Annotated in this window: 11 protein-coding genes; 8 read left to right on the plus strand and 3 right to left on the minus strand. The window is 71.5% G+C overall.

The window, feature by feature from the left end:
* Positions 1-89 precede the first annotated feature (89 nt).
* Both ACXN5W_RS01600 and ACXN5W_RS01605 read right to left on the minus strand, forming a co-directional pair.
* Positions 90-2,396 (minus strand): rhamnogalacturonan lyase family protein, encoded by a 2,307-nt coding sequence (locus ACXN5W_RS01600; protein ID WP_473156306.1) that lies wholly within the window; start codon positions 2,394-2,396, stop codon positions 90-92.
* Between the two features lie 280 nt (positions 2,397-2,676).
* On the minus strand, positions 2,677-3,012 hold the full coding sequence (locus tag ACXN5W_RS01605; protein ID WP_473156307.1) for an STAS domain-containing protein: 336 nt from the start codon (positions 3,010-3,012) through the stop codon (positions 2,677-2,679).
* A gap of 129 nt (positions 3,013-3,141) precedes the next feature.
* Here ACXN5W_RS01605 and hemL point away from each other — a divergent pair, with 129 nt between their 5' ends.
* From hemL to ccsB, 6 genes are read left to right on the plus strand one after another with little or no spacing between them, the layout of a single operon-like run.
* On the plus strand, positions 3,142-4,494 hold the full coding sequence (gene hemL, locus ACXN5W_RS01610) for a glutamate-1-semialdehyde 2,1-aminomutase (protein ID WP_473156308.1): 1,353 nt from the start codon (positions 3,142-3,144) through the stop codon (positions 4,492-4,494).
* On the plus strand, positions 4,491-5,141 hold the full coding sequence (locus ACXN5W_RS01615; RefSeq protein ID WP_473156309.1) for a histidine phosphatase family protein: 651 nt from the start codon (positions 4,491-4,493) through the stop codon (positions 5,139-5,141). Before hemL ends, ACXN5W_RS01615 begins: the two co-directional genes overlap by 4 nt.
* Positions 5,141-5,719, plus strand: a complete 579-nt coding sequence (locus ACXN5W_RS01620; RefSeq protein ID WP_473156310.1) for a TlpA family protein disulfide reductase — start codon at positions 5,141-5,143, stop codon at positions 5,717-5,719. The genes ACXN5W_RS01615 and ACXN5W_RS01620 overlap by 1 nt, the downstream gene beginning before the upstream one ends.
* A complete protein-coding gene (locus ACXN5W_RS01625) occupies positions 5,719-6,492 on the plus strand; it encodes a cytochrome c biogenesis CcdA family protein (RefSeq protein WP_473156311.1) in 774 nt (257 codons plus the stop codon). The genes ACXN5W_RS01620 and ACXN5W_RS01625 overlap by 1 nt, the downstream gene beginning before the upstream one ends.
* On the plus strand, positions 6,492-8,219 hold the full coding sequence (gene resB, locus ACXN5W_RS01630) for a cytochrome c biogenesis protein ResB (RefSeq protein WP_473156312.1): 1,728 nt from the start codon (positions 6,492-6,494) through the stop codon (positions 8,217-8,219). The genes ACXN5W_RS01625 and resB overlap by 1 nt, the downstream gene beginning before the upstream one ends.
* Positions 8,219-9,283 (plus strand): c-type cytochrome biogenesis protein CcsB, encoded by a 1,065-nt coding sequence (ccsB, locus tag ACXN5W_RS01635; protein ID WP_473156313.1) that lies wholly within the window; start codon positions 8,219-8,221, stop codon positions 9,281-9,283. The genes resB and ccsB overlap by 1 nt, the downstream gene beginning before the upstream one ends.
* Positions 9,284-9,526: 243 nt before the next feature.
* Here the strand turns inward: ccsB and ACXN5W_RS01640 are convergent, their stop codons facing one another.
* Positions 9,527-9,997, minus strand: a complete 471-nt coding sequence (locus ACXN5W_RS01640) for a MarR family winged helix-turn-helix transcriptional regulator (protein WP_473156314.1) — start codon at positions 9,995-9,997, stop codon at positions 9,527-9,529.
* 10 nt (positions 9,998-10,007) lie between these two features.
* On the opposite strand from ACXN5W_RS01640, the gene ACXN5W_RS01645 reads away from it, so the two are divergent.
* Positions 10,008-10,304: a hypothetical protein gene (locus ACXN5W_RS01645; protein WP_473156315.1), complete on the plus strand. Its 297-nt coding sequence runs from the start codon at positions 10,008-10,010 to the stop codon at positions 10,302-10,304.
* Between the two features lie 252 nt (positions 10,305-10,556).
* A complete protein-coding gene (locus tag ACXN5W_RS01650) occupies positions 10,557-11,117 on the plus strand; it encodes a carboxymuconolactone decarboxylase family protein (protein ID WP_473156316.1) in 561 nt (186 codons plus the stop codon).
* Positions 11,118-11,187: the final 70 nt, after the last annotated feature.

Here is an 11,187-nt window from a genome sequence, read left to right on the forward strand (position 1 = left end):
CCCCCCCCCCCCCCCCCCCCCCCCCCCCCCCCCCCCCCCCCCCCCCCCCCCCCCACCTCCCCCCCCCCCCCCGGTGCCGGGTGGGCGGGTCAGCGCAGGTAGATGTTCGGGGTGGGCGGGGTGGACATGCCGTTGCCGATGAAGAAGCCCGGGTGCGGGGGCTGGTTGTAGGCGGTGTTCTGCCAGGCGATGGCGGCCCGGTACTGCGGGTCGTGCATCAGCGTGTAGATGCGGGTGGAGGTCTCGTTCGGGGTGCTGTAGATCCGCAGTGCCCGGCTGTCACTGGTACGCCAGACCACCTCCTCGCGCCAGTCGCCGAGGATGTCGGCCGACAGCGACGGGGTGGCCTTGGTGCCGTTGTTCGAGGCCACGCCGCTGCCGGTGAGCAGTCGGGTGTCGCCGCCGGTGCCGTACTTGTCGATGTGTGTGTCGTCGAGCAGTTCGCGTACCGGGTCGCCGTCCCAGTAGACGAGGAAGTTGATCGAGGACGGCTTGCGGCCGACGTTCTGTCCCCGGGTGTTCAGCAGGCCGTCGGCGTGTGCGGACCAGGACTCGGCGCCGGCGCTGCCGGCCCAGACGTCGTCCGAGACGCCGCGACCGTTGTCACCGTTCGGCGGGGTCGTCCAGAGGACCTGGCCGGTCCGGGCGTCGGCGAACCAGGAACTGGGCTTGCTGGAGTCCTCGTCGACCTTGAAGATCTCCAGGCCGGCGCGGCTCGGGTCGAGGTCGCCCACGTGCAGGGCGTCGCCGTGGCCGTTTCCGGTGGAGTAGAGCAGCCGGCCGTTGTCGTCGATCGTGGCGGCGCCGTACACGATCTCCTGGCGGCCGTCGTTGTCCACATCGGCCACCGCCAGGTTGTGGTTGCCCTGGCCGGCGGCGGCGCCGTTGCCGGAGTTGTTCGAGTCGAAGGTCCACCGCCTGGTGAGGCTGCCGTTGCGGAAGTCCCAGGCCGCGATGACCGCCCGGGTGTAGTAGCCACGGGCCATGATCAGCGAGGGCCGCTGTCCGTCCAGGTACGCGGTGGCGGCCAGGAAGCGGTCGACCCGGTTGCCGTACGAGTCGCCCCAGGACGACACGGTGCCGCGCGGCGGGTCGTAGTTGACGGTGGACAGGATGCCGCCGGTGCGTCCGTCGAACATGGTCAGGTACTCGGGACCGGACAGCACGTACCCGCTGGAGTTGCGGTAGTCCGCGGAGGACGACCCGATGAGCTGGCCGGTGCCCGAACGGGTGCCGTCGGCGGTCTTCATGGCCACCTCGGCGCGGCCGTCGCCGTCGTAGTCGTACACCTGGAACTGGGTGTAGTGGGCGCCGGCCCGGATGTTGCGGCCCAGGTCGATGCGCCACAGCCGGGTGCCGGTCAGGGTGTACGCGTCGACGAAGACGTTCCCGGTGTAGCCGGACTGCGAGTTGTCCTTGGCGTTCGACGGGTCCCACTTGAGCACGAACTCGTACCGTCCGTCACCGTCCAGGTCGCCGACGCTGGCGTCGTTGGCCGAGTAGGTGTACGAGACGCCGTCCGGGGTGGTGCCGCCGGCCGGTGGCTGGATCGGCACGTCCAGGTAGCCGGACGGGAACTGCAACGCGGGCGCCGATGCCGCCTGCTCGGTGCCGTTCACCACGGCCCGCACGGTGTACGCGGTGCCGGCCGCCGCCCCGGAGTCGAGGTAGTTCGTGGCGCCGGTGATCGGGGTGGAGTTGACCTTGGTTGAGCCCCGGTACAGGTTGAACGACACCCCGGAGGTCTCGGTGCCGAGCAGTCGCCAGGAGACCAGGTTGCCGTTGCCGGAGCGCACGCTGACCAGGCCCCGGTCCAGGTTCTCCAGCTGCTTGGCCCCGGCCGGCGGGTTCGTCGGCGGCGCACTGGTGGGGGGCGCGCTGGTCGGTGGCGCGCTGGTGGGGGGCGCGCTGGTCGGCGGCGCGCTGGTGGGCGGTGCGCTGGTCGGCGGGGCGCTGGTGGGCGGCAGGGTGGGTGCCGTTCCGTTGCAGGGCGTGCCGTTCAGTACGAACGAGGTCGGCACCGGGTTGCTGGAGTTGTTCCACGAGCCGTTGAACCCGAACGACGCGGTGCCGCCGGTGCCGACCGAGCCGTTGTAGCCGGCGTCCTTGGCGGTGACCTGGGTGCCGGACTGGGTGACCGTGGCGTTCCAGGCGCTGGTGACCTGCTGGCCGGCGACGTACGACCAGGTCAGCGTCCAGCCGTTGATCGGGTCACCGAGGTTGGTGATGGTGACGTTGGCGCCGAAGCCGCCGCCCCACTGGCTGGAGATCTGGTAGTCGACCTGGCAACCGGCGGCCGCCTCGGCGGCGGTCACGATGCCGAGGGTGCCGGCTGTGAGCATGGCCGCCGAGGCCGCCGCGAGAACGGCGGTACGGCGCGGAATGATGCGGGACATGAGGATGCCTCCGAGGAGGTCGTGCGCACGGCACCGGCGTCACCGTGGTGGCCTGCCCTTGGCCTGACGGGACCGCGCGCCGCGCTTGGCGGGTAAGCGCTTACATCGACCCTCTTCGTTGCTCCGCGCGTCATGGACCCTAATGGACGACTGTCACCCACACAACCACCCGCCGTCCCTGCCGGGCCGTGTTGATCAGGATGCCGGATCAGGGGAAGCGCTTTCCGAAGCCCGACCGCCTTGACCGACTCGCGGAGTTGTGCAGGGGGAGCGGTGCGGGTCAGCCGGTGGACTGCTCGTTCTTGATCATCAGTGCCGAGCGCAGGCCGGTGATGTCGAGGACCCGGAGCAGGAAGTCGCCGACGTTCGTCAGCAGGAGCAGGCTCTGCGCGTGGCTCGCCTTCCGGCTGAGCACGACCAGGGTGCCCAGACCCTGCGAATCGCAGAAGGTCACCCCGGTCAGGTCGAGGACGATCCGGGGCGGTGGCTCGGCGAGCGCCTCGTTCACCACCGCGGAGAGCCGGGTGGCGGTGAGCATGTCGATCTCACCGGCGAGGCCGAGCACCACCTCGTCGGTCGTACGCTGCACCGTGATGGTCAGCTCCGCACGCTCCACGCGGGTCAGCCTATCGCGATCTAGCTGACCCGGCCCGTCGAGCGGGCGTGGCGGGCCGGCGTGACCTCGGTAACCCGGAGCGGGGGGCGCTGCCGGTCACCGGGGTGACGCTGACAGAATGAGGAAGCCGTGACTGACCCGTACCCTGCTGGTGGCGCTCCCTACCCGAGCGCGGCGCCGGCCTCCGAAGCCCTGTTCGACCGCGCCCGCAGCATCGTGCCGGGCGGGGTCAACTCTCCTGTACGCGCCTTCCGCGCGGTCGGCGGCACGCCACGGTTCATGGTGCGCGGCGCGGGCGCCTGGCTGTCCGACGCGGATGGCCGCCACTACGTCGACCTGGTCAACTCCTGGGGTCCGCTGATCCTCGGTCACGCCCACCCCGAGGTGGTGGCCGCGGTACGGGCGGCGGCGGCCGACGGCACCAGCTTCGGCGCACCGACCCCCGGCGAGGTCGACCTGGCCGCCGAGATCGTCGACCGCACCCCGGTCGAGCAGGTCCGGCTGGTGAACTCGGGCACCGAGGCGACGATGTCGGCGATCCGGCTGGCCCGTGGTTACACGGGCCGCTCTCGGATCGTGAAGTTCGCCGGCTGCTACCACGGGCACGTGGACGCGCTGCTGGCCGCCGCCGGTTCCGGGGTGGCCACCCTCGGGCTGCCCGACTCGCCCGGCGTGACCGGGGCCGCCGCGAGCGAGACGATCGTGCTGCCGTACAACGACGTGGCGGCCGTCGAGGCCGCCTTCGCCGACCAGGGCCAGCACATCGCGGCCATCATCACCGAGGCGGCGGCCGGCAACATGGGCGTGATCGCGCCCCGGGACGGCTTCAACGCCAAACTGGCGAGCATCGCGCACGCCTACGGTGCGCTGCTGATCGTCGACGAGGTGATGACCGGGTTCCGGGTCAGCCGGGGCGGCTGGGCCGGGCACGAACCGGTGGACGCGGACCTGTTCACGTACGGCAAGGTGATGGGCGGCGGCCTGCCGGCGGCGGCGTTCGGCGGCCGGGCCGAGATCATGGGCCGGCTGGCCCCCGCCGGGCCGGTCTACCAGGCCGGCACGCTGTCCGGCAATCCGCTGGCCTGCGCCGCCGGGCTGGCCACGCTGCGGCTGGCCGACGACGCCGTCTACCGGCGGTTGGACGCCGCCGCCGGACGGTTGGCCGGGCTGGCCAGCGAGGCGCTGGCCGGCGCGGGGGTGCCGCACCGGGTGTCCAACGCCGGCAACATGTTCTCGATCTTCTTCACCGACGGTGACGTCGTCGACTACGACACCGCCCGCACCCAGGACGTCGACGCCTACCGGGCGTACTTCCACTCGATGCTGGCCGACGGCGTCTACCTGCCGCCGAGCGCCTTCGAGGCATGGTTCGTCTCCGACGCGCTGGCCACCGACGAGAGCGCGTTCGCCCGGGTCGCCGAGGCGTTGCCGAGGGCGGCGCGGGCCGCTGCCCAGGCCCGAAAGGTCGGGGGAGGATCATGAGCGGGGAGACGATCGTCCACGTGCTGCGGCACGGCGAGGTGCACAACCCCGAGAAGATCCTGTACGGCCGGCTGCCCGGTTACCGGCTCTCGGAGCTGGGTGTGCAGATGGCCAAGGCCGCCGCGCAGTCGCTCGCCGAGCGGGACGTCGTACATGTGGTGGCCAGCCCGCTGGAACGCGCCCAGCAGACCGCCGAGCCGATCGCGGCCCAGTTCGGGCTGCCGGTCGGGGTGGACGAGCGACTGATCGAGAGCGCCAACTGGTTCGAGGGCAAGCGGGTCTCGCCGGGCGACGGTTCGTTCCGGGATCCGCGCAACTGGTGGGTGCTGCGGGACCCGATCACGCCGTCCTGGGGTGAGGCGTACCTGACGATCGCCCAGCGGATGTTCGCGGCCATCCAGGCCGCCCGGGTGGCCGCGGAGGGCCGCGAGGCCGTCTGCGTCTCGCACCAGCTGCCGATCTGGACGCTGCGCCGGTACGTCGAACGCAAGCGACTGTGGCACGACCCTCGGCGCCGGCAGTGCGGGCTGGCCAGCCTCACCTCGTTCCACTTCGACGGCGCCAAGATCGTCGGGATCGGCTACTCCGAGCCGGCCGCCCACCTGGTCGCCCTGTCACCTGGCGCCCGGACGGCCAAGGGGGCCTGATGCGCCGCCTTCGGGTGCTCACCGGAGTCCTCGCCGCGCTCGCGGTCGGGGCCCTGGCCGGTTGCTCGGACGGCGGTGACCGGTTCGACTGGCGGAAGGACTGCGAGACCACGTCGGCGGGCATCGTCCAGTGCGCCCCCGACAACCGTCCCGCGCCCACCCCGATCAGCGGTGCGCTCATCGACGGCGGGTCGTACGACGTGGCCCAGGACCGGGGTCAGGTCGTCGTGGTCAACTTCTGGGGTTCCTGGTGCGCGCCCTGCCGCGCCGAGGCCGACGACCTGGAGTCGACGTACCAGGCGACGAAGGCGTCCGGGGTGCGGTTCCTCGGCATCAACACCCAGGACGACCGGGACTCGGCCCGCGCCTTCGAGCGGGGCCGGATCAGCTACCCCAGCGTGTACGACCCCGGCAGCAAACTTGCGCTCGGCTTCGCGGTGCCACCGAACGCGACCCCGGCCACCGTGGTGCTGGACCGGCAGGGTCGGATCGCCGTGGTGATCCGGGTGCCGATCCGCGCCGACGACCTGCGGCCGGTCGTCGAACGGGTCGCCGCCGAGGAACCGGTCCAGCGCTGATGGGTGCCACCTTCGCCGACCTGGTCCGCTCCGGCCCGCTGCTGCTGGCCGTGGGCGCGGCGGCGCTGGCCGGGCTGGTGAGCTTCCTCTCGCCGTGCGTGCTGCCGCTGGTGCCCGGCTACCTGTCGTACGTAACCGGTCTGGCCGGCGCCGACCTGGAGGGTCGCGGGGCGGGGACCGGCCCGAGCCGGTCGGTGAAGGGCCGGGTGCTGGCCGGGACCCTGCTGTTCGTCGCCGGCTTCACCACGGTCTACCTGCTCACGGCGATCCTGTTCGCCGGCATCGGTCAGGCCATGCTCAACCACCGGCGGATGCTGGAGATGGTGGTGGGTGGCCTGATCATCGTGCTCGGCGTGGCGTTCCTGGGGCTCGTCCCCGGCCTCCAGCGCGAGTTCCGGCTGCACCGGCTACCGGCCGCCGGGCTGCTGGGCGCACCGGTCTTCGGCGCCGTGTTCGCGCTCTCCTGGGCGCCCTGCACCGGCCCCACCCTGGGCGCGGTGCTCGGGATGGCGACGGTCGCCGGGCAGACCGACCGCGCGGTGGTGCTGGCCGTGATGTACTGCCTGGGCCTCGGCCTGCCGTTCATCGCCTTCGGACTGGGCTTCTCCCGGCTGCTGGGGCTGTTCCGGGCGATCCGCCGCAACAGCCGCTGGGTGACCCGGGTCGGCGGCGCGCTGCTGATCATCGTCGGGCTGGCCCTGGTCACCGGCGGCTGGCAGAGCTTCATCATCTGGTTGCAGACCACGTTCGGCACCGGGGAAGTGGGAATCTGATGTCCACCGCGACCGGGGTGACCAGCCCACCGGCGCCACCCGCACCGCGCCCGCCGCGCCGCCCCAACCGGCTGCTGGCGCTGCTGCGCAACTCCTGGCGGCAGCTCACCAGCATGCGTACGGCGCTGGTCCTGCTGTTCCTGCTGGCCGTGGCCGCGATCCCCGGCTCCCTGCTGCCGCAGCGCGGAGTCAACATCGACAAGGTCAACGACTGGCAGGCCCAGCATCCGAAGCTGTTCCCGCCACTCAACGCCGTCGGGGCGTTCGAGGTCTTCGCCTCGCCCTGGTTCTCGGCCATCTACGTGCTGCTGTTCGTCTCGCTGGTCGGCTGCATCCTGCCCCGGTCCCGCGACCATTTCCGGGCGCTGCGCGCGGCACCGCCCGCCGGACCGCGCCGGCTGGACCGGTTGCCCCAACACCGGGTCCTGGCCGACTCCGCCAGCACCGACCCGGCGGCCATCGCGGCCGTGCTGCGCCGGCGCCGCTGGCGGGTCGTGGTCCGTGGCGACACCGTCGCCGCCGAGAAGGGCTACCTCAAGGAGACCGGCAACCTGGTCTTCCACCTGACCCTGATCGCCGTCCTGGTCGGGGTCGGGCTCGGTTCCTGGTACGGCTGGCACGGCAACCGCCTGCTGGTGGCCGGGGCGGACCAGCGGTTCTGCAACGTCGTCCAGCAGTACGCCGAGGTCGGCCTCGGTCCCCGGCTGGACTCGACGGACCTGCCGCCGTTCTGCCTCGAGCTGACGGACTTCGCGGCGACGTACCAGTCTTCGGGGCAGGCGAAGTCGTTCCGGGCCACCGTGCAGGTCGACGAGCAGGGCCGGGCGGGCCGCAGCGTCAACTTCTCGGTGAACGACCCGCTGCGACTGCATCACGCCAACGTCTACCTGCTCGGCCACGGGTACGCGCCGGTGCTGCGGTACACCGACCGGACCGGCCGGGCGCAGACCCGGGTGGCGCCGTTCCCCACGGTGGACGGGATGGTGACCGGGCAGGGGGTGGCGATCTTCCCCGACATCAACATCGACCCGGAGACCGGTGCCCGGGATCCGGACCGGCAGATCGCCTTCGACGGGCTCTACCTGCCCACCGCGCCCTCGTCCGCGCCGTACGTCCGCTCGACGTACCCGGCCGAGCGGAACCCGCTGCTCAACCTGGTCGCGTACCGGGGCAACCTGGGCATGGAGGCCGGCATCCCCGGCTCGGTCTACGCGCTGAACCAGCGGCAGATCGCCAACGGCAAGCTCAAGCAGATCGGCACCCGGCTGATGAAGCCGGGCGAGTCCTGGACGCTGGACGACGGCAGCCGGGTCGAGTTCCTGGGCACCCGGCCGTTCGTCACGCTCGCCGTCCGGTACGACCCGGGCGAGCAGATCGTGCTCGGCGGCGCGGCCATGCTGCTGGTCGGGCTGATGCTGTCGCTCACCGGGCGCCGCCGCCGGGTCTGGTTCCGGGTGATACCCGCCCCCGAGGGCGGTTCCACGACAAGCGGTAGTAGTTTGGTGGAGGCCGGCGGACTGCCGCGCGCCGACTACGCCGGGTTCGCCGACGAGTTCGACCAACTCGTCGCCGCGGTAGGCGGCGGGTCCGAGGACCGCACCGTCGACCGTGACGGGAGCGGTTCCGAGGACCGGACCGTCGACCGTGAGGGGAGCGGTTCCGCCGACCATGGCGGGGTCGAGGGCGCCGCGTCGGGTCGTGGTGGCGAGCGGAAGGGGACCAACTGATGGCTGCGTTGTCCGACCAGCTTCTGGTCGCGACCATCTTCGGATATCTGGTCGCGATGATCTGCCACGCCGCCGAGTACGCCTTCGGCAACCGCAGCGCCGTGGGCCGTGGCTCGATCCGCCCCGCCCGTGAACTGGTGGCGGTGGGCGCCGGCTCGGGTGGCGCCGGATGGGATGGCGCCGGATCGGGTGACGCCGGATCGGGTGGCGCCGGGTCGCTGGTTGGCGAGGAGCCGCCCGCCCCGGGCCCCGGCGTCGACTCCGACGGGCCGGTGGCCGGTACCGGACCGGTCGACCCGCTCTCCCGGGCCGCCCGGATGGGCCGGCTCGCGGTGCTGTTCACGGCACTCGCCGCGGTAGTGCACCTGGCCACGATCGTCACCCGGGGCATCGCCGCCGACCGGCTCCCCTGGGGCAACATGTACGAGTACGTGCTGATGGCGACGCTCGTCGCGATCGCCGGCTGGCTCGTGACGCTCCGGTGGTACCCCGGAATCCGCCACCTGGGCCTGTTCGTCGCGCTGGCCGAGGTGCTGCTGCTCGCCATGGCCGGGCTGGTGGTCTACGTACCCATCGGCCCGCTGGTCCCGGCGCTCAACTCGTACTGGTTCGTCATCCACATCACGGCGGTCAGCCTGGCCTCCGGGCTGTTCCTGCTCGGCGCCGTGCCCGCGGTGATGTTCCTGATCCGCAACGGTTACGAGGAGGGCAAGCGCTCCTTCCCGTACGCGCTGGGTCGGCGCACCCCGCCGGCCGCGACGCTGGAACGGATGACCTTCCGGCTGCACACCTTCGCCTTCCCGATCTGGACCTTCGGCGTGATGGCCGGCGCGGTCTGGGCCGAGGCGGCCTGGGGCCGGTACTGGGGCTGGGACCCCAAGGAGACCTGGGCGTTCATCTCCTGGGTGGTCTACGCGGGTTACCTGCACGCCCGCGCGACCCCGAGCGTCAAGCGCACGGTCGCCACCTGGATCGCGGTACTCGGCTTCGTGACCATGCTGATCAACCTGTTCGGGGTGAACCTGTTCATCAGCGGGCTGCACTCGTACTCCGGGGTGAAGTAGCCCGGCGCTCCTCCTTCGGACGCCGGGCGCGGGTAGGCCGACCGCCGGGCTCGGCGTCGGATGGCCCCGACCCGGCGGTTCGGTGCGTCGCCGTACCGGCTTGGCCTCGCCGCCTGACCCTGACCGGTCCACCCCAAGGTCGGCGATATCGGGGGGTTGGGATGACCCGGACCCCCTATGTCGCCGATATTGAGTTGATCATGTCGGGATGACCTGTCTGAGCGGCAACCATCGTCCACGTGATCAGCCGCTGAACCAACCGGGTACGTCCAGCCGGTACAGGTTGGCGGCGGCGAGCAGCCGTAGGTCCTCCTCCAGCGCGGAAAGCCGTTCGGGGCCGATGGTGCCGGCCCACCGGTCGCGCAGTTCGTCGAAGATCATTGCCGATCGCCGCCGCCCGTCGAGCCCGGCTTCGGTCATCCGGACGATCTTGCGGCGCGCGTCGTGCGGGTCGTCGACCCGTTCGAGGTAACCGACGGCCACCAGTCGATCGATGGTCTTGCCGGCGGCCTGCTTGGAGATGCCCAGCCGGTGTCCGAGTTCCGTGGCTGTGGTGCCGTCGGGTCCCACCGCCTGGAGGACGAACCCGTGCAGTGGCCGCAGTTCGGGGTGGCCCTCGACGGCCAGGTTGGTGTGCAACTCGTCGATGAGGGTGCGGAAACCGGCCAGCAGCAACAGCGGCAGCAGGAAGCCGGGTCGATCCGGATCAGCCACGGGCACGCCCGTGATACCCGCGCTCGTGATACCCGCGCTCGTGATACCCGCGCTCGTGATACCCGCGCTCGTGATACCCGCGCTCGTGATACCCGCGCTCGTGTTGACCATGCTCGTGATGCCCGCGCTCGTGACGACCATGCTTGCGTTGATCACCGCTACTACCTCGGTGACGGTTGTGACGGCCAGGATCGTCGCCGCGACGACGGCCACCGCCGGTGCCGCCGGCGCGGTTGCAAATCTCGTCAACCACGTTTACTATTTCGTCAACCACGTTGACTATCGTACCGGATCGACGCCGGACTGACCCGGTGCCGGCGGCTTCTCCGTCCGGGGCGGGGCAGCTTCCCTCCAGGAAGCGGGTTGCGCGGTGACGCGGGTTTCCGCGGTGCCGCGGGCAGTGGCCCGTCCGCGCCGCCGGTCCGCGTCGCCGGTCCGTACCGCGACCCGCGTCGCCGGTCCGCGCCGCCGGTCCGGACCGCGACCCGCGTCGCCGGTCCGCAGCATGGTCCGCACGGCGACCTGCAGATCCGACCCGTCATGACAGGAAAGGACAAACATGTCCAGAACCTTCTCCCCGCACACCATCGACACCGCACCGCCTGCCGTCCAACCGGTGATGGCGGGGATGCAGCGCACGCTCGGCTACCTTCCGGCCAGCGTCGAGCTGCTCGCCGAATCACCGGAACTGCTCAACGGCTTCCTCGGCAGCAACCGGACCTTCGAGGACTGCGGCCTGGACCAGTTGGAGCGCGAGGTCGTCGCGATGGCCGTCGGCACCCGCATCGAATGCCAGATCACCGTGGCGATGCACACCGCTGTCCTGACCAGGTCCGGCGCTCCGGCCGAGGTGATCGCCGGGCTGCGGTCCGGCGCGCCGCTGCCCGATCCGCGACTGGAGGCCTTGCGCCGGTTCACCCTCGCCGTGCTCGAACACCGAGGTGGGGTGCCCGAAGCGGAGCTGGACGGATTCCTCGCCGCCGGTTTTGCGCCGCGGCACGCCCTGGACGTGGTGCTCGGGGTCGGGACGTACACGATCTCGACCTTCGCGAACCGGCTGGTCCGCGCGCCACTCGACGCGCCGCTGGCCCGGTACGCCTGGGAGCCCGTCGGAGCGTGATCGGCGGGCCCTGCCGAGCGGGCGTTAAGAGGGGGCCCTTCCTATACAAAAAGCGATAACAAGGGGCCCT

The organism is Plantactinospora sp. A48 (assembly GCF_055793945.1).